The 20,021-nt window shown below is 35.6% G+C and carries 24 protein-coding genes; 5 read left to right on the top strand and 19 right to left on the bottom strand.

Annotated features, from left to right (window positions below; translation table 11 throughout):
- Positions 1 to 62 precede the first annotated feature (62 nt).
- The 6 genes from MKY06_RS11900 to MKY06_RS11875 all read right to left on the bottom strand — a co-directional run bounded on the left by MKY06_RS11900 (position 63) and on the right by MKY06_RS11875 (position 6,356).
- Positions 63 to 329, bottom strand: coding sequence for a hypothetical protein (locus MKY06_RS11900; protein WP_013057021.1), 267 nt, complete (start codon positions 327 to 329; stop codon positions 63 to 65).
- A gap of 61 nt (positions 330 to 390) precedes the next feature.
- Positions 391 to 1,287 carry a GH25 family lysozyme gene (locus MKY06_RS11895; RefSeq protein ID WP_064471673.1) on the bottom strand — a complete coding sequence of 299 codons (897 nt, stop codon included), beginning with the start codon at positions 1,285 to 1,287 and terminating at the stop codon, positions 391 to 393.
- A 26-nt stretch (positions 1,288 to 1,313) separates the two neighbouring features.
- Entirely contained in the window at positions 1,314 to 1,553 is a 240-nt protein-coding gene (locus tag MKY06_RS11890) for a hypothetical protein (protein ID WP_013057019.1), read from the bottom strand.
- Positions 1,554 to 1,726: 173 nt separating this feature from the next.
- Entirely contained in the window at positions 1,727 to 3,106 is a 1,380-nt protein-coding gene (gene fumC, locus MKY06_RS11885) for a class II fumarate hydratase (RefSeq protein ID WP_029321725.1), read from the bottom strand.
- A gap of 221 nt (positions 3,107 to 3,327) precedes the next feature.
- A complete protein-coding gene (locus MKY06_RS11880) occupies positions 3,328 to 5,679 on the bottom strand; it encodes an immune inhibitor A domain-containing protein (protein ID WP_098757270.1) in 2,352 nt (783 codons plus the stop codon).
- A gap of 380 nt (positions 5,680 to 6,059) precedes the next feature.
- Positions 6,060 to 6,356 (bottom strand): hypothetical protein, encoded by a 297-nt coding sequence (locus MKY06_RS11875; protein WP_013057017.1) that lies wholly within the window; start codon positions 6,354 to 6,356, stop codon positions 6,060 to 6,062.
- A gap of 233 nt (positions 6,357 to 6,589) precedes the next feature.
- Between MKY06_RS11875 and MKY06_RS11870 the strand changes: the two genes are divergently transcribed.
- Entirely contained in the window at positions 6,590 to 7,183 is a 594-nt protein-coding gene (locus MKY06_RS11870; RefSeq protein ID WP_013057015.1) for an exonuclease domain-containing protein, read from the top strand.
- A 235-nt stretch (positions 7,184 to 7,418) separates the two neighbouring features.
- On the opposite strand, the gene MKY06_RS11865 is transcribed toward MKY06_RS11870, so the two are convergent.
- From MKY06_RS11865 to MKY06_RS11850, 4 genes are all read right to left on the bottom strand, one after another.
- A complete protein-coding gene (locus tag MKY06_RS11865; protein WP_013057013.1) occupies positions 7,419 to 7,586 on the bottom strand; it encodes a Fur-regulated basic protein FbpA in 168 nt (55 codons plus the stop codon).
- 226 nt (positions 7,587 to 7,812) lie between these two features.
- Positions 7,813 to 9,306 (bottom strand): sodium:solute symporter family protein, encoded by a 1,494-nt coding sequence (locus tag MKY06_RS11860; protein WP_029321721.1) that lies wholly within the window; start codon positions 9,304 to 9,306, stop codon positions 7,813 to 7,815.
- Positions 9,306 to 9,503 (bottom strand): DUF3311 domain-containing protein, encoded by a 198-nt coding sequence (locus MKY06_RS11855; RefSeq protein ID WP_029321718.1) that lies wholly within the window; start codon positions 9,501 to 9,503, stop codon positions 9,306 to 9,308. Before MKY06_RS11855 ends, MKY06_RS11860 begins: the two co-directional genes overlap by 1 nt.
- Positions 9,504 to 9,814: 311 nt before the next feature.
- Positions 9,815 to 10,669, bottom strand: coding sequence for an STAS domain-containing protein (locus MKY06_RS11850; protein WP_029321717.1), 855 nt, complete (start codon positions 10,667 to 10,669; stop codon positions 9,815 to 9,817).
- A gap of 234 nt (positions 10,670 to 10,903) precedes the next feature.
- On the opposite strand from MKY06_RS11850, the gene MKY06_RS11845 reads away from it, so the two are divergent.
- Positions 10,904 to 11,410 carry a PCYCGC motif-containing (lipo)protein gene (locus MKY06_RS11845; protein ID WP_013083117.1) on the top strand — a complete coding sequence of 169 codons (507 nt, stop codon included), beginning with the start codon at positions 10,904 to 10,906 and terminating at the stop codon, positions 11,408 to 11,410.
- Between the two features lie 148 nt (positions 11,411 to 11,558).
- Here MKY06_RS11845 and MKY06_RS11840 read toward each other — a convergent pair whose 3' ends face one another.
- Together MKY06_RS11840 and MKY06_RS11835 are read right to left on the bottom strand one after the other, a co-directional pair.
- Positions 11,559 to 12,536: a ring-cleaving dioxygenase gene (locus tag MKY06_RS11840; protein ID WP_013057008.1), complete on the bottom strand. Its 978-nt coding sequence runs from the start codon at positions 12,534 to 12,536 to the stop codon at positions 11,559 to 11,561.
- A gap of 246 nt (positions 12,537 to 12,782) precedes the next feature.
- A complete protein-coding gene (locus MKY06_RS11835; protein WP_098757269.1) occupies positions 12,783 to 13,343 on the bottom strand; it encodes a maltose acetyltransferase domain-containing protein in 561 nt (186 codons plus the stop codon).
- Between the two features lie 235 nt (positions 13,344 to 13,578).
- On the opposite strand from MKY06_RS11835, the gene MKY06_RS11830 reads away from it, so the two are divergent.
- On the top strand, positions 13,579 to 13,935 hold the full coding sequence (locus MKY06_RS11830) for a hypothetical protein (protein WP_098757268.1): 357 nt from the start codon (positions 13,579 to 13,581) through the stop codon (positions 13,933 to 13,935).
- Positions 13,936 to 13,942: 7 nt separating this feature from the next.
- Positions 13,943 to 14,476: a PIN domain-containing protein gene (locus MKY06_RS11825; RefSeq protein WP_098757267.1), complete on the top strand. Its 534-nt coding sequence runs from the start codon at positions 13,943 to 13,945 to the stop codon at positions 14,474 to 14,476.
- 369 nt (positions 14,477 to 14,845) lie between these two features.
- Here the strand turns inward: MKY06_RS11825 and MKY06_RS11820 are convergent, their stop codons facing one another.
- From MKY06_RS11820 to MKY06_RS11795, 7 genes are all read right to left on the bottom strand, one after another.
- On the bottom strand, positions 14,846 to 15,739 hold the full coding sequence (locus MKY06_RS11820; protein WP_098757266.1) for a helix-turn-helix domain-containing protein: 894 nt from the start codon (positions 15,737 to 15,739) through the stop codon (positions 14,846 to 14,848).
- A gap of 166 nt (positions 15,740 to 15,905) precedes the next feature.
- Positions 15,906 to 16,073 (bottom strand): hypothetical protein, encoded by a 168-nt coding sequence (locus MKY06_RS11815; protein ID WP_155660336.1) that lies wholly within the window; start codon positions 16,071 to 16,073, stop codon positions 15,906 to 15,908.
- 487 nt (positions 16,074 to 16,560) lie between these two features.
- Positions 16,561 to 16,764, bottom strand: a complete 204-nt coding sequence (locus MKY06_RS30725) for an HNH endonuclease (RefSeq protein ID WP_223268944.1) — start codon at positions 16,762 to 16,764, stop codon at positions 16,561 to 16,563.
- A 282-nt stretch (positions 16,765 to 17,046) separates the two neighbouring features.
- Complete coding sequence (locus tag MKY06_RS11810) at positions 17,047 to 17,433, bottom strand: hypothetical protein (RefSeq protein ID WP_057273161.1); 387 nt, start codon at positions 17,431 to 17,433, stop codon at positions 17,047 to 17,049.
- A 60-nt stretch (positions 17,434 to 17,493) separates the two neighbouring features.
- The gene (locus tag MKY06_RS11805; RefSeq protein WP_013057002.1) at positions 17,494 to 17,685 is read right to left on the bottom strand and encodes a hypothetical protein; all 192 of its coding nucleotides are present in this window, start codon (positions 17,683 to 17,685) and stop codon (positions 17,494 to 17,496) included.
- Between the two features lie 798 nt (positions 17,686 to 18,483).
- Entirely contained in the window at positions 18,484 to 18,726 is a 243-nt protein-coding gene (locus MKY06_RS11800) for a hypothetical protein (protein ID WP_041816560.1), read from the bottom strand.
- A 58-nt stretch (positions 18,727 to 18,784) separates the two neighbouring features.
- Positions 18,785 to 18,994: a hypothetical protein gene (locus MKY06_RS11795; protein WP_098277858.1), complete on the bottom strand. Its 210-nt coding sequence runs from the start codon at positions 18,992 to 18,994 to the stop codon at positions 18,785 to 18,787.
- Positions 18,995 to 19,148: 154 nt separating this feature from the next.
- On the opposite strand from MKY06_RS11795, the gene MKY06_RS11790 reads away from it, so the two are divergent.
- On the top strand, positions 19,149 to 19,637 hold the full coding sequence (locus MKY06_RS11790; RefSeq protein ID WP_236019599.1) for a hypothetical protein: 489 nt from the start codon (positions 19,149 to 19,151) through the stop codon (positions 19,635 to 19,637).
- The last annotated feature ends 384 nt before the right edge of the window (positions 19,638 to 20,021 follow it).

The following is a 20,021-nucleotide window of genomic DNA, read 5'->3' as shown; positions in this document are numbered from 1 at the left end:
GCGCTGCTATTTATAAAATTAATAAAAAAACTAGTCTCGCCCGAGGCAAGACTAGTTTTTTATTATCTATGTTGGTCTTGATACATAGGTCCTTCTGAAATCATATTGCTTTCAGAAACGTACGTAGGATCTGAATGAGCATCTTTATTCAAGGTAGCATTTACCTGCTGTTTTTTAGATAAACTTGAAAGTTTTACTTTGGCACTTCGAACAAGTCCTTTTACTTTTCGTCGTTTCGCAGCATCGCTTAATATATAAGACGTAATGCCGACTCCTACCGTGGATAATGTAATACCTGATATCAATGCTTTTTGTTTTCGTTTTCTCATAATAGCTCCTTCCTTGTACCTTTTTGAATCTTACAGTGACTTTTCCCTATCAGGTAATCTCTTAAACCAGATTATTCAGATTATTCACTTCTTTAACAAGACGCGGCAGTGTGTCCGCTCCTGCTATCCCATCTGAAAAAAGGCCATACCGATTCTGGAATTTTTTCACTGCAGCGATTAATTCATCTCCATAGAAACCGTCTGCTCCAAACTTCGGAAGAGAAAAACCTAGCGCAAGTAAGTTTTGCTGAATTTGTTTGACTCCTAACCCTCTATCACCTTTGGAATACACAAAGGGTCCTTTTGTATTATTCGTCATAGAGAGATTTGTTGTAACTTCTTTAAAAAATGAGTAGTCCATTTCATTTATATCCACATTTGTAGAAATTCCTTTTACTCTGCCAGAATCCGTATACTGAAACATTGCCCATCGCTGCCACTGACTTAGCTTACCAGGGTGCTGCATACCGCCTTGTCTGTTGGCTGCACTATATCTTGCTACCCACAAAGGATACTTACTTATTTCGTTTGTAAAAAAAGTTTTAGCAAAATGATAGTTCGTATATACGATAGGCTTAATCCCTGTTGTTTTGTGAACATGCCCGAGCCAGCTTACGGCAAAGCGAGAAACAAATTCTTTGGATTTTTTCTTATCTTCTTCTAAATCCAAACATGGCGGAAGGTCTAGTTTCATTTGTCCAAGCTGAGCAATAAAAAAAGCAGCTTCTTTCTCCGGGCTATTTGTACAGTGAGCATAATGATAAAACCCTACTCTCAAGCCTGCATTTTTAGCACCTATATAATTTTCATAGGATCTAGGGTCTACAAAAGTTCCACCTTCTGTTAACTTTATATACACCCCTTTTACTGAGGTGTTTTTTATTTCTTTCCAATTAATGATTCCTTGATGATGAGAAACGTCGAGAATAATAGGATTATTTGAATGTCGCCTTTGCATAGTTTTCACCTCTTTTGCTAGCTTCCTTATGTATACGACGAATCTCTCAAAACCCCTGTTTTTTCCGGATCCTGATATTCTTTTATAACGATGTGTAAAACGTTGCTCATTTGAATCGCTAAATAAGCTTCGTGCTTTTTGTCATAATAACGATACCATCCTTGTGTATGAATAATAGATTCCTCAAGCTCTTTTACATTTTCTGATTCAACCAATGTACTGATTGATTTTTCATTTCCAAAATAAAACTTCACTTCGTACGTCACTTGAATCCCTCCTTTATAAAAATGTAAATACCCTAATCGTATGTATTTGAATCTAGTACAAGCTAGTGTAAAATTTCTTTTAATCCGCAGTTTCTTTTTATGTGTTTATTTAGAACAATGTTTATTTTATTAAAACAAGAAACCAAGCATTCTGAGCTGCTTGGTTTCTTGTTTTATTTTGATGGATGAATCATATTAGCAGGATTTACCCATTGCTCAAATTGTTCTTCAGTCAGAAGGCCTGTTTTGACCGCTGCTTCTTTTAATGTCGTTCCTTCTTTATGAGCCAGCTTGGCGATTTTAGCCGCATTTTCATAACCTATGTGCGGATTTAACGCTGTTACAAGCATAAGAGAATTTTCTAGATTATGCTGAATCTTTTCTTTGTTGGGTTCAATTCCTACTGCGCATTTATCGTTAAAAGCCTGCATGGAATCTGTCAGCAATCTGACTGATTGTAAAAAATTATAAATAATAACTGGCTTAAATACATTTAATTCAAAGTTTCCTTGACTAGCCGCAATGCCAATCGTCACGTCATTCCCAAGCACTTGTGCAGAAACCATTGTTAGAGCTTCACTTTGAGTTGGATTTACTTTTCCAGGCATAATAGAACTTCCTGGTTCGTTAGCAGGAATCGTAATTTCGCCTAGTCCGCTACGAGGACCGCTTGCCAGCCAGCGTACGTCATTGGCGATTTTCATTAAGTCAGCTGCTAAGGCTTTGAGTGCACCGTGGGCATAAACCACTTGATCGTGACTTGTTAATGCATGAAATTTATTAGGTGCTGAGATAAATGTTTTTCCAAGCGTGCTGCTGATTTCTTTCGCTACTTCATCGCCGAAGTCGGGATGTGCATTTATCCCCGTCCCAACAGCTGTACCGCCAATAGCTAGCTCCTTCATATACTCTACGCTTTGTTTAATCATTTCTTCATTCTTTTCGAGCATATGATGCCATCCGCTAATTTCTTGTCCTAGTGTTAGCGGTGTAGCATCTTGTAAATGGGTTCTGCCTATTTTAATAATATCTTTAAACTGCTCTTGCTTCGCAGCGAACGTTTCTTTTAATGTTTTTAGAGCAGGCAATAATTGATCTTCGACTTCTAGTACAGCTGCAATATGAAGAGCCGTAGGAAAAGTATCGTTAGAGCTTTGTGACATATTGACATCATCATTTGGATGAAGCGTTTCGTCGCCATTTATTAGCTGGTTTCCTCGGTGGGAAATCACTTCATTTACATTCATGTTTGATTGCGTTCCGCTTCCTGTCTGCCATACTACTAAAGGGAAATGTTCATTCCATTTCCCTTCAATAATTTCGTTAGCAGCTTGCACGATGGCTTCCGATTTCCCTGCTGATAGTTTGCCTAACTTATGATTACTAATAGCCGCACTTTTCTTTAAAACCGCAAAAGCGCGTATTACTTCAATCGGCATTTTTTCAATCCCTATCGGAAAGTTTTCTTTACTTCTTTGCGTCTGCGCTCCCCATAGTTTATCTTCTGCCACTTTGATTTCTCCAATTGAATCTCTTTCGATACGATAGCTCATAGTTAGAACTCCTTTTCAATATTTTCTTTACCTATTAGTATTGATTATATGGATGAATTTCATTACATAATAACAATTATTCACTGTTGAAAATTCCCTTTTTTCTATTTTTTAAACGGGCTTAGCGTCTTTGATTATTTAGCTCATAGTTTATTTTGATTTTATGATACAAAAAAAGATCCGAAGAATACGCTCTTCAGATCTTTTTAATACATTCAATTTTACTTATGAATCCATACAGCACCAGCTGAATTGTCTTTCGCTTCACCAATTACGTCTAATTTTAATCCGTTTTGAGGAAGCAAGCGGCCTGCATCTTTAATTCTTTCATCTAAATACGATTTTTTGTCGTTAAAGCTTGTAACGCCATTTGATTCTTTAGATGAAATCGTTCCCCACGTTTTATGAGAATATGACCAAGCAGGTGATTTATCAAATGAGAACGCCGCGTCTGCAATTTGATATCGGCTTGAATTTGCTGTAGTGCTAATACCATTCACATTAAAGTAAAGAACTTTATGAGCATGTGAATCAACTACACCAAGGAATCCTTCACCCGGATGTTGTCCTACCCAGTTATCAAGATAGCTTTCATCTGCGTACCAAAGCAGCATGCCTGTATTATATTTTGCACCGCGCGCGAATTGAAGTGCTTTATCACTGCCTGCATAGTTTCTCCACTCAAGGTAATAATAGTTATCTTTGTAGCTGATGCCGTTTGTCTTTTCAAATCCATCTAACGTTACTTTTGGAGCTCCTTCAGCATCGTCCGTAAATACCGTTTTTCCATCTACTACTAAACTGGCATTATCAAGAGCGAATCCTTGAAGAGCAAGTCCACCGTCCGTTACGTATTCAAATTGAAGCTTGATTTTTTTACCTTTAAACTGCGTCAAGTCATAACTTTTATCTTCCCATTTTCCGTTAGATGTTTCAGCAGAACTATCTGCATTATTCGCTTTATCACCAATTGTATCTAACAGAACTTTTGAACCGTCAGGAAGAATCGCATTTACATATAAGTAATCGTATTCTGCCTCTACTTCATAGAACGCTTTGTAATTGAATTTAGCTGTTTTTGCTGCTGTTAAATCAAACTCTGGCGTAGTCATCGTCGTATGCAGATCGTCTCCGCGTTTACTGTAGTAATAATTGCTTCCAAACTCAGGCTTAATCCCTTGAACAGCTTTTTTAGGTAAATTAATCTTCACAATACCCGGTCGTTTAGATTTTGTCACGCTTTGATCAACCACGCTCACAGAGCCCGATTTTGTAATGTTTTTGCTGTCGATTTGTTGAATATTTGCCCAGTTCCCACCCATATTTGTTTGGAAAAACTCTTTATTTTGCGGGGAGAAACTTGTCGGTTCTGTTCCAGCTACTTCACCAGCCCAGCTCCCTCCGCTCATAATTGACCAAACGCCTACCGGCTCACCTTGACCCGTATACTGTGTATCATACTCATCCGGCAAACCTAAATCATGGCCAAATTCATGAGCAAAAACGCCAACTGCTCCGTCTTCTGGTTCAATTGTATAATCATAAGCAGCCATGTTTGTTCCAGGAACTTTATACACTTGTCCCAAAGTAGAGCGATGAGACCAGATAGCATCGTTTCCTAATTTACCTCCACCTGCTTCTTGCCCAGTTCCAGCATGAATGACCATTAAGTGGTCCACTATGCCGTCAGGCTCATTGCGGTTGCCGTCTCCATCGATATCATATTGATCGAACTGATCATAATCTGAAAGGTTAATGCCGCTTTTTGCTGCAGCAGCAAGCGCTTCTTTTACAAGATTACGAGGCCCTTTAGATCCAGGCGCATTATCGTTTCCTCCCGCTGGGTTGTCTGCTCCGTATTCTTTTGCGTTTCCAGGTACAGTTAACCAGTCAGAAACCGTTCCATCTACTGTGTAACTACCTCCAGACTGTTCTTCATAATATTGTTTAAACGTTTTAATTTTCTTTCCGTTAAATAGCGTAAAATCTTTCTTTCCAAACATTAATTGCTGATAATGATTTCGGTTAAAATCTTTTGCATACATGTAACCAGGTTCTTGAACGACATTGTTATGCTTAAAGTCTGCGTATTCGACTAAAAGAACAAGAACTTTATCTTTTCTCACTTGTCCTTTATAGTTTGCCTGAGCTGCAGGTTTAACGTTTACCCCGTTCCCCGAATTGTTTCCTTGAGACTTAATGTTAGCAAATTCGCCTCGTTGAAACTTTTCTTTTTGTTTTGTTTGCATTTCTTTCGCTTTCAAATCAATTTTGCTAGCTTTATGTCCCTTCATGCTCTCTTTATGTGCATCTTTTTTGTTTATGTAAGAAGTAACGGCTTTCTTCACTTCTTGCGGTGTTGCACTTTGAGAAATAACTCCTTGGTTTTTCAGTGCGTTAGCCAATCTTTCTTCCGGTACTGTATTCATATCAATTGGTGAACTCGGAAGTTCATCCGATTGTGCGGTTTTAGCTGAAGCAGTACTTCCATTCATAAGTACTGGCCCCACTCCGCTTAATGTAACAGTTGTGGCAAGAAAAGATGTCCCCAAAATCTTTTTCCAGCTTTTCAAGTAAACCCCTCCATTTTAGAATTTTCAAACTATTAGCAAGATTTATTTTATATTCTAAAACTAGGAAGGTCAACTACATTTTACTATATTATTAAAATTTTTTAATTCTAGTAGATAATGTAAAATAGTTTTATAGTATGTAACTAATTTTCTTTGCCTGACAATTAAAATGTCTGATAAAACCTTCTTACATATGCAAATTCTATGCCAAATCGATAACAGAAACTAAAAATATATGAAGCGTATTTTTTTAGGGAATTAGAACCATCTTTTCCGTATTACTATTATATAAAAACAAAAAATTCCCCATTATGGATACAGAAAGATAAAAAATCACTTCTCAATAGAGGAGAAGTGATAATTTCTGTATGCAAGTAAATTTAAGAATGTTCTTTTTGACGCTGCAGCAAGATATGATAGAGCGACATGCTCCAAATAGACATGTTACGCGCTGCGATTTCATAAGGTTTTTCATCAATTTTAAACAAGAAATCCCCTTCATAACTCACGGATTTCCCTTGCTTTTCTAGCTCTTGTTTAACAGCTTCAATCCATTCTACTGCATTCGTATAATGTTTGTTCAAACGAACTTTAATAGTTTGATTCCTGTAATGAATAAAAGATGTAATTCCCCAAAAAATTAAGACAAGAAAAAGTACCATATACAGCAATTGCATGATAACGATCCCCTTCTTCCTTCATTTCATTATTTTCAATGAAGACTTAATTTAGATGAGTAAATATTACTATTCTCCTTTGATATCGTCATCTCCTTTAAAAAAATAAATTCCTTTTCCACGTAGGCGTATAAAATAAATCCATGTACGTGCTACCTCATCTTTTTTACTAACGTTTTCTGTTGAAAAATGATAAGCTAATAGAATGATAAATAGAAAGGGAGGGCGACGAGTTGTCAACTGAACAAGTGAAATTAGCAGCCGTTTTAGATGTTGAAACAACGGGATTAAGTGCGCAAACATGCGATATTATCGAACTAGCTATTGCTGTTGTTTCTTATGATTCTTCTACCGGAGAAATAATCGACATTGTAGAAGAATATGAAGAATTTAATATGCCTTCAACTCCCATTTTTCCGTATATTACAAACTTAACGGGAATTACAAATGAGATGGTCAAAAATAAAACATTAGACGATAAAAAAGTGGAATCGCTGTTAACTAGCGTTTCGGCTATCATCGCTCATAATGCTTCTTTCGATCGCAGTTTTCTTTTAAAACGGTATCCATCTTTATTCAACCAAAAATGGCACTGCTCTATGCGTGCTGTCAAATGGAAAGAGTACGGCTTTCCTAATAAAAAACTAACAACGCTTCTTGATCATCATAATATCGAGAGAGAGCACGCTCACAGAGCTATGGATGACGTGAAAGGAACCATTGACTTGCTAAGACAGCAAAATCCTAGCGGAGAGCCCTATTTTTCTGAAGTATTAAAAAAAGCAATGAGCAAACCTAAAAAAACAGCGGCCTCCACTCGTTTTTAACTCAACAAAAAAAGCGCAGAAGCTGCGCTTTTTTTGTTTTTATTCGCATATTTCTTAAGTGTTGAGTTATATGTTTGAGGAGTATGATTGGAAACAGCTAGGCTGTAAACGCACAGGAAGAAAAAGAAAAGTGCCTGCTTTCAAGCAAAAAAGCCGCGGAGGAACAAACTGAACAGCTGGTGTTTACACACATATACGAAATCAGCTGAATTTCTAATAATCTGGAAGATTTTAATTATACTTCTCTTATTTTTTGGTTTTGAAGATCGTGATGCGTTTGTTCTAGTTCACTTAAATTCAATTCGTACAAATGTCTCCCGTCTTCTGCTTTAAAGTAACCCGATTCAATAATTTGATTCATTAAAAGATCTTTCTTTTGCTCAAATGCTTTTTCAGATGTCATGTTATCATCTCCTTTTTTAAGTAAATATCTTTCATAGAAAAGACGTACACCGCTTGTGGCATACGTCTTGTTGCTTTTCACACTCGTTACCTATGTTTAAAAACAACGCAATCGTTACATTTTATCGAGAAGGCTGCTTATATCTTGCAGCCATATTGAACATTTTGGTGATGCACTACTTTTATACCCTTCATGATGTTCTTAAAACGCCATTGGAAAAAGATTTTCACAAAATTTGTTTTCCATCTACTGCCCCGCTTTCAAAATGCGGCTGTGCGGCGATTTTTTTCGTTGCTAAACTGACCACCATTAATACAACTAAATTAATAAATAAAGAAATAACGCCGACATTTGTATCTTTAATGATTTGTGGCAACGCAGGAAACAACGTGCCAAGCGTTGTTTCAGTAATCGTTATATACATCACAGACGCAATGCCGGCAACAATACCTGCACACGCCCCGTATTTAGTCACGATATTGTTTTTCATTAAACTAAAAATAAAAGCAGGAAACAGCTGCGTCACAATGCTGTAGCCCATTAGTAAAAGCGTTACAATCGTATTCCCTCCATGAAGTGTAAAATAGACTGAAACAAGCGCAATGACCGGTACGAAGCATTTAGCCAGTATCGAAATTTGTTTGCCCGTCGCTGAGGGAACAAGAACGCCATAAACGTTTTTAGATAGTGACGTAGAAGCTGCCATCAAAAGCATCGATCCAGGCACAAGTGCTGTTAATAAACCAGCAGCGCCAATAAAGCCGACAATCCACGGGTCAAATGTTTGAATGGAAAGACGAAGCAGTGACAAGTCCGCTTCTGCGCCTTGTAGTCCAGGTACCTGCATAAGAGCAGTAAACCCTACAAAAAAGACAAAAAGCAGCATTAGCGTATAAATAGGACTTATAATAGAATTCTTTCGAAATACATTCTCGTTTTCAGCTGAATACGTTGCATTAAACGTATGCGGCCACATGTAAAATCCTAATACGGTCAGCATGACTGTAGAAATAAACCACGAAATACTTAGACCTGTCTTGGGAAGAGTAAGAAACGTTGGATTTGCTTGATGCACAGCCTCAAACATTGGCTGTAAGCCTCCGTAGTAATGAAACGGCATATATATTCCTAAAAATAAGACGACAATAAAAATCATAATATCTTTAACAATAGCCGTCCACGCGGAACCATGTATGCCTGATATCATTAAGTAAACCGTTAGTGATATGGCTCCAATCCAAATGGCTGCGGTTGAAGAGATAGAGCCATAAGAAGCTTCAGATACAATAATACCTAAGCCTTTGAATTGTAAAATAATATAAGGAACAATTGCCAGCACCCCTGCGCATGAAACAACGATGCCTAGAAACGGGCTTTTGTATTTTGAAACAAAAAAATCCGGCTGAGACATGAGCTTATGTTTCTTCGCATATCGCCATATTTGCGGGCCGATCCAATACCCTAACACGTACGCTAAAGAAATATAGGCTAAAATATAAAACGCCGGCCCTCCTTTTCCATATGCCCAAGCGCTTCCTCCTAGAAACGTAAAAGTAGTATAGATTTCACCCGCCATCAAAAAGAAGACAAAAACAGTTCCAAAACCTCTGCCGCCTACGCTCCACTGTTCTAAATCCATTTTTTTGCCCCGCGTAGCTCGAATTCCAAGATAAATAGCTAAAAGTAAAAAACCAAAAATAATAATCAGAGCGGTATTCATTATTTATCTCCTCCTTTAACAGCAGGATCGAGCTTGTACACAATACCCATAATAAAAGACGTAAGGATTACCCACATAACAATCCAAAAGAGAAAAAAGGGCATCCCTAAAATAAACGGCTTCACTTTGTTAACAAAAGGCAATAAACCTAATATTCCTACAAACGGAAGCAGGCAAAGAAGATAAATTATTTTCATAGAACTCCTCCTTAATCAAACGGCTTAACAGTACTTATCTAAGGCTTTAACCATCTCATTATGTACTTCTCTTATTCTTCTCTTTACACCTCCATTCTTAAGCTAAACGAGACGTTTGGCATAGAAAACCGCCGTTTATTTGCTTCTTAGTATCTTCCATTTGTCCCCATGTGGAAAGAAGTTTGTAAGGTATGCTTACAAGATTTTGAATGCAGCAGAATATTATTTCATATATAGAATATAGACAAACAAAAAGAAACGGAACTGAGAGTAAAGGTCTCAGTTCCGTTTTGATCTAGCATTTCTATACTTTATTCTTCTTCTTTTTTCTTTACACCAAGCGAAGAGAGAGCTTGTTTTAAATGCCCAAACGTTTCAATTTTATTAAAACTAATTCCTACATTAACAGCTGTCTGAGCCATGTCAGGACTCACTCCTGACATAATCGCATGGATGCCTAGCAGCTGCAAAATGTTAATCAAATCAAAAAATTTGTGAGCGACATACGTATCTACATAATTTACACCCGATAAGTCAATGACTAGATGCCTTATATGTTTTTCTGCACACCTTTTTGGAACAACCTCGATAATAGAATCACCTTTGATTTCATCAATAAGCCCTACCAAAGGCAAGACCGCGATGTGATCTACAATTGGAATGACAGGAAAACTCGTTTCGTCGATTAGCTCTTGCTGAAGACTTATTTTTTGCCTTGTGATTTTATAATACTGTTCGGAGAATTCATTAATGAGTTTATCAAATGTTGTATGATAAACTTCGCTCCAAGACAGTATATCTTCTTTTGTAATAGATGAATGTATCAGACTATATGTTTTGACATACGTCCAAATAATTTTTCTTGTTTTGCTTAGCGCTTCTACTACCTCGTAAATCGGCGTATCAAATTTAATTCTGCTGTTTACTACTTCCGTCGTCCATTTCACCATACGTTGTTTAAAAATCTCTTGATCGTCAAGAAAGCCGCTCGCAATTGTTTCGATCGTATAAAGATGCTGCTCGCGCAGCTTTTTCTCAACTGAAGCGTCTGCGTCCTTTGAGTAAATCGATCCTTTAATATTACTTCTTTGGCGCAGCCATTCTTCACTGATAGAGGCTGAATTCTCTAAAATATATTCAAAAAGACGTTGATTTTGTTCACTCACTACTGTTTAACCTCCGTTCACTTTCTCCTTCTGTCCAATTACTTACAAAACGTACCTTATGATAAATTCATGCTTCATATTTTTTCCTCGTCCATCTCTATCATACACGATAACTGCTTTGCATACTTATAGAGAATTAGATATAAACAAGCAGGTATTTGATTATCTACATAGATAAACTGCCGTGTATGATGCAACTATCATTTATTTTCACATGAAAGGATGTTAATTGTATTGAAAAAATCAATTATTTTGTTGGGGATTCTCGCTACAAGTATTGGATTATCCGCTTGTTCAAACAATACAACAACTTCTTCTGCCACAAACTCTTCTGCACATTCAGGTCATGAACATCATAAAGCTGCAGTTGCTGACATTCGCGAAGAGACTCCAGGAGCAGATGTTTTACCACAGTTTTTGAAGAACCAGCCTAAAGATATGAAACTAGTTTATCTATCCGTTGCTAAAAATCGTGAACTACTTGAAAAAATCCCTTGCTACTGCGGATGTGGCATGGAAGCGAATCACAAAAATAGCTATGACTGCTTTATTTTTAAAAACAAAAGAAACGGAGCAGTTGTCTGGGATGATCATGGAACAAAATGCGGATTGTGTATAGAAATTGCAGCTAAAGCTATGCTCGACTATAACCGAGGCAAATCAATAAAAGATATTCGCAAAGACATCGATGAAAAATATAAAGAAGGCTATGCACAACCCACTCCCACTCCTTCCCTGTAGAACATTGGCAGTTTTTAAGTAAACATTCGCGACAGGTATATATAAAAGTAGAAAATATCAAAAGCACGTTTTTTTAGCGTTTTGAAAGCTGATTCATCTTTGAAACAGCAAAAAACACTCAAATAACTATTTGAGTGTTTTTTGTATACTATTCTTTCACAAACTCTTTTGTACTTCTTACTGTATCAATCGGACGCACGAGCTTCTCAATTTCTGCACGTTTTGGCTCTAAAAACGGAGGCAGTGATAATTTTTCTCCGAGCGTTTCGTAAGGTTCATCTCCCATAAATCCTGGTCCATCTGTCGCAAATTCAAATAAAATTTGCGGAGCCACTCTTGCATACAACGATTCAAAGAAGTGACGATTCACATAACCAGAAGTATGGAAACCGAAGCTTGGCATTCGGTTAATCCACTCTTCAAGAGCCTGTCGATTTTCTACGCGAAAAGCAACGTGATGAACCGTTCCAAAACCTTGCTGAGCCTGCGGAAGTTTTTCATTGTGTTCTACTACTACTTGCGCCCCGTTTCCTCCTTCTCCTACTTCAAATAGGTGAAGATCTCCTTCTTGAGCAATCTCTTTAAATAAAAGGACTTTTTCCATCATTTCTTTAAAGTAATTAAACTCGGCAATACGAATAAAGATAGGACCGAGTCCCGTAATAGCGTATTGAAGAGGAACAGGGCCTTTTTGCCAAGGAGTGCCTGATTCAACTCCTTGATTTCCTTCATCGGAAATTAACTGATACTGCTGATCATCAAAATCAACAAACGAAAGCGTCTTTTTCCCAAATAGCTCTTGAATCCCCGTATGCTTTACTTCTAAGCGATCAAAGCGCTTTACCCAATAGTCTAAAGCCTCATCATTTGGGACGCGGAAAGATGTTTTTGAAATTTCATTTGTTCCGTGAAAACCTTTTGGAATACCTGGAAAATCAAAAAAAGTCATGTCCGTTCCAGCGCTTCCTTTATCATCTGCAAAAAACAAATGATATGTTTGAATATCATCTTGATTGACCGTTTTTTTAACTAAGCGCATGCCTAACACATATGTGAAAAATTCATAATTCTTTTCTGCACTGCTTGTAATAGCCGTTACGTGGTGTATTCCTTTTAAGTGGTTCATTCTACATTCCTCCGGATAAATCGTCTAGTTTATTATTCATCATTTATCTTTAATTTAAATATCTTTAATTAAAGATAATATACCATGATTAATTTTCCTTTGTCAATAAAGTATGGATGATCTCGGAAGGAAATATGTATATTTTTACATTTAACCAAAACATTATAAATGAGGACGAGCCATATCGGCAATAAAACATCGTATAAACAAAGAGCTTTTACAATTCAAAAGCTCTTTGTTTATTCTTTAATTTTCAATATGCTTGATTATAACTGCAGGATTGCCTCCGACTACCACGTTAGCAGGAACATTTTTTGTCACAACGGCACCCGAAGCAATTACCGCATTGTTGCCTATTTTCACTCCAGGATTAATAACGGCTCTTCCCCCAATCCAGACGTTATTTCCTATTTCTACGCGTTTTCCAAACTCAGCTCCTGAAATTCTTTCAAGAGCATGCAAAGGATGAGTTGCTGTATAGATATGTACACCTGGTGCAAGAAAACAATTATCTCCTATTCTTATTTCACATACATCTAAAAGTACGCAATCAAAGTTAGCATAAAAATTTTCTCCAACATGAATGTTAGAACCGTAGTCACAGCGGAAAGTAGGCTCTATGCAAAGAGAATTTCCCGTAGACCCAAACAGTTCTTTTAATAAGTTTGTACGTCTTTCTTCTTCCCTTTCTGTTGTTTGGTTATAAAGCCTTGTTAATCTTCGAGCGTTTTCACGTTCTTTTATTAATTGCAGATCAGCGGAAAGGTATAATTCTCCATCCAGCATTTTTTGTTTTTCTGTTTTCATTTTGCATCCCCTTTTTTGTAGTTCCTTCTCTAACCTATACTGATTTATTCTCTTACACGATATCATGTTTTTAAACCTTTGTCCGGTATTCGCTGAGATTATCACCCACCAGGCAAACATTAGTTAATTTAATAACTCCCGGAAGCTAATTTTTTAATCTTTTTATGTAAAAGGAATAGTAAGAGAAAACTTCATCACATATACTATATAAATTTATATAAAAGGCAGGGATATCATGAAAGCACAGCGCTTGGTAGGTGACCAAAAAGGAACATACAGCAAGGAGGTTCAGAAGCACTTTAAACTAAAAATAAATGGAAAAATTTACACAAAACCCTCGCCACAATCACCTTCCTCCCCCCCTATACAGAAGAAAAATCTTAAATACAAACCTCAAAATAAAGTTCTACGCACGTACGATAAAAAAGATAAAACATTAAATGATACACAAGAAAAGCTCATAAAATCTGCAAAAACTAGATTAACTAAATATGAAAAGCTTCTATTAAGCAATCAGCTTTCAGAATCTGCGGCTCTTTACTCACCTCTTGGGTTAGAAGAGCTGGTACGAATGGCTAGTAGAGAGGAGTGAACGATTTGTGTTGGGTGAAAAAGTAATCATTGATACAAACATTTGGGCTTCACATGCGCTTAATTATCCAGAAGTTGTGGAATATATTAATGAACTTATCTCAAATAATGCGGAATTTTTAATGCCTACCGTTGTACAAATGGAACTTCTGTCGCATTGGGAAGTAGAAACAAATCCTCAAGTCAAAGCAGTAAAAAATTATTATATTTACGATATGACAGATAAAATTGTAGACGTTACAAGTGAAATTGCACAGCTAGCAGCTCAAATTCGTAGAAAAGCCAAAATAGAATCCAATAAAAAAATTAAAGGCCCGGATGCGATGATTGCCGCATCTGCTTTTATACATAATGCGAAACTGATTTCCAACAATAATAAAGATTTTGCTTGGATTACATTTAATTTCAGCTATCGAGGTCAACCATTATCTTATGTAAATCCTATTAAAGACACGATTGCTTACGCTTCTTTTATTAAAAGCTTTGAACTTCCCAACCTCCCCGATGCTGATAACTTACAAAAAAACGAGAAGGAAAGCTGATTTGTTTTTATTTTCAAAATACTCTTTGTCTCCCGCCTTTTTCAAATTAAAAATTTGATGGGTACATACTCCAATTCTTTCTATAATGAATACAGTAAAAAGCATAAAAATTTAGGCGGTGAAAAGAGTGAATTATCAATATTACCCGGAACAACCTTTAGAAGAGTACCAATATGGCTATGATTATTATTCGAATCCCCATGAAACTGACGAAAGATTCCCTTATGGTTATTATCCATACCCTCGCCCACGTCCATTTTATCCTTACCCTTATCCTCGTCCTATTTATTACCATCCCCCTTACTTTTACCCTCGTCCTCGTCCGTTTTACCCACACCCAGTGTATTGGAGATAAAAAAAGAAGAGCGATCAGCTCTTCTTTTTTGTTTCTTGATATTTAGACATCTCTTCTTTAATAATGGTCACAAACGCTTTATTTTGCTCAATTTCAAAAACAGTAATAGCTTTTTCTAAGTAAGCTATTCCTTCTTTAAGCTCACCAAGCTGACAGAGTGCTTCTCCAATTTGATAGTGCAGTTCTCCTAATAAATAAAGCGTCTCATGCTGAATACAAAGCTCTAGTCCTGCTTGTGCATATTTAACCGACTTTTCATAACGTTCCATTTGCAAAAGCGCACGCGATAATCCGTATAAAATTCGAATTTTGACTAAAGGATCTTTTAACTTAGGAAGCAAAGCAATATGCTGCAATCCTTCCATAAACGTACTGAACGCTTTTTTTAAATGACCTTCTTCTTCATAAATAATGGCAATACTATTTAAAATAGCAATCTCTTTTTCTGAATAAAACTGTTCGCTCGTACGCGTGAACGCAATGGCTTTTTCCAATTTACGAAGCGCTTGTTCAAATTTATTTCCAATATAATAATCACATATGGCTTCGTGCCATAGGAAAAATTGTGCGTGAAAAGGATCTTGAAACATAGGATTATCTTTTTCTTTGTTCACCATATGTAACACGGTTTCATAATCGCGTTTTCGTATATAATGCCTAATGGTCGATTTAATTTCTTTTGAATAATCGTTGGGCGTTAGCTCTCCTGCTTCAAAGAAATAATTCATCGGAACCCCTAAGCGTTTCGATAAATGATAGAGAACTTCACTGCTTGCATGAATTTCACCTTGTTCAAATCGATGTAGCTCTTCTTCTGTACAAATTCCTTTTGATAACTCGACAGTTGTCATTTCCGCAATCTTTCGCAGATCTTGAATCAGCTGACCTACTTGTTTTTTATCATTCAAAAAATCACCTTACTTAAAACGTACAAACCCCGTTAAAACAACGTTCCGTTATAATATTGTAAGCCTATTGTACATTTAGATAGTTTTTTTATCAATAGAAATAAGAAAAAAATTCCAAGAAAAATTCTTCTAATTATATTGACGTCACACCTAACCCACTTAACCTTTATAAAATATCACCTTGAATTGATAAATTAATTCGACTAACTAATTTTTCTAAGTCCTTGATTAATTCATTAGGGGTGCAAGTATTATTCATTACGTTATTACATATCTTTAGAAGCTCAAGTTTAACTTCTATGTTAATTTCCTTTGATTTCAATTGCTCTTCCACAACAAACAGCCCCTTAATAAGTACATATTATCATAAAAAAGGATTTTTTTGTTATTATTTCATTTGTTTTTGCTTCAAATTTCTTTCCCTAACTTAAAATAAATTTCTTTTTACCTATATTATTTTTATGTATACTGAAAAAGAACTATACATCCAGAAGGAGGAAATTTAATTACATTCTTTACCGTAGATGCACTTTTAGAAAATAACTCTCACGTACTACAATATTATCAAACTGCTAGTCGACTATTGGACGAAATTTGGAATGATCCTCAAAGTGAGACATCTGAAGGTTTATCTCGTATTTTATCTAACCGACAGCTTACTTTTGAAGAACGGTGTGGCGGAAGACCACTAGGTCAAGAAGTTATGGTTTAGGTAGGGTTTGGTCAGTTGTACAGTCCGTACAATGGTTATACAGATGATAGTAGAGCTAAAGCTCATTTATTAAAAGAAGCTTTTAGACTCAACTATTGTAGTTTTGAAGTTAAAAGTTTAGCAGATGATGCTTCCAGTTCTTATGATGATGTGCTTTACATACTGATTGTAGATTGTCTATTGATAAACGTTTACTCCAATCCTCTTTCACTTCTATAAGGTGATGGACTATTTCAACAGGAGTAAGCCTGCCTTCTTCAAGACAGACCTCGCATAAAGGGTTTAACCTCTTCTTCCTATTGCGTAATTTAATCCATGAAATACTAGAATAAAAGGCTTGTTCTTTCTTATCTACTCGCTGTTCTTTATACTCTCGATGAGCATCTTCCCTACACTTATCACAATATGTATCATAAGTTAATTCTCTACATTCATTCCTCCGTGTTACATATCTTAGGACTCTTGCGAGGCACGATGTGTTTTAACCACCCTTCCTGTTCCTTTTATTATTTAGCACATATTTCAATTTATGTAATTTAGACATAATAAAAAGCCACCCAATTTGAGCAGCTTAAACTTATAAAAATATTTACTTTTATTTCAGCTCTAAAAGTAAATAACTTAGCGCCCTATCTAATGCTTCAGATATAGTTTCAACCTCTTCAATCAACTCTGCGCCAGATTTCAAATGATAAGATAAACCCGTATCAAAAATTTTAATTCCACCAGCAACCTGATAGTTAGATTTTAAAACTTTCCTCAAGCTCAATACAGATCCTTGGATTTTAAAAGAAACTAAACAGTCTGGAAATGAAATTTCATTTTCCTCTTTATTAAAATTGACTTTAGGCTGTTGATTATCATTTAGCTTTACATTTAACATCTCAATGAAAGAATCAATAATATCTTGAATCAGTACCAGTTCGAAATGTTTTCCTGAAATTTTAGAAACATAAGCATTAATCCAATTTTTATCGACCATATCTATTACCACCTTTTGTCTATTCTATTCGACAAAAAGTTATTTATTCTTACCTTATTATTATTTTTTTTCTTCTGTAACCATAAACTGCACCACATTATTTAAATTGATATGCACTAGCTCTTTTTCATTCGAAACAAATTTTTCATGTTTTGTTATATGACTAATGACTTCTTTCTTTGATGTGGCTTCAAATTTTAATTCCTTTGTCCTGCCGTTTATAAATTCAAAAACAACTTTAAATTTAAGCATATGTGTATCACCTCTTCACCTACTAGTTCGACAAAGAATGACAAATCATCTGTTTTTAATAAAAAAGGACACTGATGAATCAGTATCCTTATGCTTATTACTTCAATAATAACTCCTGAAACTGAAAGGTATGGCAGGTCCCGAAATAGGCGACTGTCCTCCACCCCCAAGTTTTGGAGCCTTAGCAGGATACCCCAATGGATAATTCCCCCACCAACTGTCAACCTCACCACTAGAATTCAGTACATATCCAGTAGGACGTCCAAAGGAAGGCATAAAATAGGGGTAGAAAGTATAGTTAAAAGGCGTATAGAAATTAGAATAAAACATTTAATCACCTACTTTGTTTCAATTTGTAAAAAAGCCTTCATTAAAATATGAAAGCTTTTCTTTTATTGTGAATCATCGTTTTCAACAACTTTTTATTACTCGAACAAAATAAAAAGCCACTCTAATTTTTAGAGCGACTTAACGTTAAGTATTAAAATGTTGAATGCGTAAAAGCAATCCAATTATTACCCCAGCAAATATAGTTAAAGCAATATATGGAGTCCAATCTCCATTAAATAAGGCTTCCATTACTACGAATATTACTACACAAACTATTACACTTGCTAGAATGTACAATAGGTTCTTCATTACACCATTCCTATATAACAATAAAATTCTAATGAGCTATAACAATAGTCATAGCTCATTGACTAACTAATTAATAGTAAAATAAAATCATTGGGGGTGTCATCTCTTTTTTAGAAAGATTCCCTCCCACACTAATGCTACTTATCTATACAAGTAGTCTTACTGTATTTTTTCACTTTTCTCAATTTTCATTATAAAATTAGCTAATTCAATATCAATAAAGGTTCGATTTAGAGCTGGTATGTCCCAAAATTGTTGATGGTAATCTGGTATATATACACTCCCGTCATATTGTGCTTTAATAACCCGTCGGAAATTCTCGCCTAGGCATTGCACAATGTAGGACTTTATGCCGTTTTCTACTATAACATTTAGCACTTTAAAATCTAATTGAATTCTCATTTTCTAATCACCAACTTTCTGCCTATAATTTCGACAAAAAGTGTAATAACCCTTCTCGCTATATGACTATGAGAATATTTTTATTCCACGCACTTGAAAGCAATTTGAAAGCTTCATACTTGGTTAATCCTTGTAAACTCATTAAGTACTCAGCCAACATTATTCTTTGATTATGAGTTAAAGGTTCATCATCTTCTTCATTGATACGTAAGAACTCTTCGTTACTAATTTCTCCATCTAATATTTTTTGGTAAAGTTCATCGGTCATTATTTAATAGTCACCCTTTCTAAATTTGAACATACTAAAAAGCACCTGAATTGAAACGATGCTTCCCTGATTTTATTAACTGTATCTATGATGTTCTAATTTAACAACATTATTAATATTATTTATGTAATTGATCTTAAAGGAGATGATATCAGTGATTGAATATACAGGCTGGCAATTTTATGATGACTATACAGAAATTTATGGTAGAAACTATTTAACTCATCATGTTGGCTCAATGCTGGTGCCGGTTTCAAGAATAAAAGGCTTAACTCATGACAACGTTTTGTCTGAAGAAAAGTTAAGTCGTCTTCTTAAATCAATAGAAACTCACGGATATGTAACAACTGGTTCCTCTCACATGGATATTAACCTAACATTATTTCCTAATGGTGAGTTTTGCGTTGGTAATGGAGGTAATCATAGACCATACTTAGCAAAAAAACTAGGTATAACTATTATTAGAGCAATTGTAGATGTATGTATCCCACTTGACCTTTTAACAGATGAACAAATTCTACATTTTGAGTCCCTAGATCCTTATGATTTACCTAATAACCCAGAATTAAAAGATGTAGCATATGCCCTAGAACTAATGCCTAGCCAACAACTTGCTAAACAAACTATTATTCATATTCGCTGAGCACCAAAACAGGTGATTTTTGTTGTTAAACAAAATAAAAAGCCACTCTAATTGAGTGACTCTTTACTTGTTATCATTTGTCTTTTACTTCAGTAGGCACATAATCTAAAAGTATTGATATTATCATATTGAAATGCCATGGAGTAAGGTTATCTCCATTATTATCTTTTAATTCGTTAGTTAATTTCTCTAAGGTTTCAGTCTAATCGGAGAATTATTCCTTTGCTTATCCTCTTCTGCTAAGTGTTCTACAACATTTAGTGCTTTGTAATACTCATTATCCTTAGCACTGATATAATAATCCTTTTGTTCATAGGGCATTATCCTACACAACCCTTTCGTAATTTTTAATTATCTATGGGCATACCTAGGAAAATCGTTTAA

It is taken from the genome of Priestia sp. FSL P4-0332 (assembly GCF_038005845.1).
GTDB lineage: Bacteria > Bacillota > Bacilli > Bacillales > Bacillaceae_H > Priestia.
This window is presented reverse-complemented; position numbering and strand designations above follow the sequence as displayed.

Coding starts and splice junctions, on each gene's coding strand:
- MKY06_RS11900 (WP_013057021.1), bottom strand. CDS start 329: ATGAGAAAACGAAAACAAAAAGCATTGATATCAGGTATTACATTATCC.
- MKY06_RS11895 (WP_064471673.1), bottom strand. CDS start 1,287: ATGCAAAGGCGACATTCAAATAATCCTATTATTCTCGACGTTTCTCAT.
- fumC (WP_029321725.1), bottom strand. CDS start 3,106: ATGAGCTATCGTATCGAAAGAGATTCAATTGGAGAAATCAAAGTGGCA.
- MKY06_RS11875 (WP_013057017.1), bottom strand. CDS start 6,356: ATGCAATTGCTGTATATGGTACTTTTTCTTGTCTTAATTTTTTGGGGA.
- MKY06_RS11865 (WP_013057013.1), bottom strand. CDS start 7,586: ATGACATCTGAAAAAGCATTTGAGCAAAAGAAAGATCTTTTAATGAAT.
- MKY06_RS11860 (WP_029321721.1), bottom strand. CDS start 9,306: ATGAATACCGCTCTGATTATTATTTTTGGTTTTTTACTTTTAGCTATT.
- MKY06_RS11855 (WP_029321718.1), bottom strand. CDS start 9,503: ATGAAAATAATTTATCTTCTTTGCCTGCTTCCGTTTGTAGGAATATTA.
- MKY06_RS11840 (WP_013057008.1), bottom strand. CDS start 12,536: ATGAACCACTTAAAAGGAATACACCACGTAACGGCTATTACAAGCAGT.
- MKY06_RS11835 (WP_098757269.1), bottom strand. CDS start 13,343: ATGAAAACAGAAAAACAAAAAATGCTGGATGGAGAATTATACCTTTCC.
- MKY06_RS11830 (WP_098757268.1), top strand. CDS start 13,579: ATGAAAGCACAGCGCTTGGTAGGTGACCAAAAAGGAACATACAGCAAG.
- MKY06_RS11810 (WP_057273161.1), bottom strand. CDS start 17,433: ATGGTCGATAAAAATTGGATTAATGCTTATGTTTCTAAAATTTCAGGA.
- MKY06_RS11805 (WP_013057002.1), bottom strand. CDS start 17,685: ATGCTTAAATTTAAAGTTGTTTTTGAATTTATAAACGGCAGGACAAAG.
- MKY06_RS11800 (WP_041816560.1), bottom strand. CDS start 18,726: ATGAGAATTCAATTAGATTTTAAAGTGCTAAATGTTATAGTAGAAAAC.
- MKY06_RS11795 (WP_098277858.1), bottom strand. CDS start 18,994: ATGACCGATGAACTTTACCAAAAAATATTAGATGGAGAAATTAGTAAC.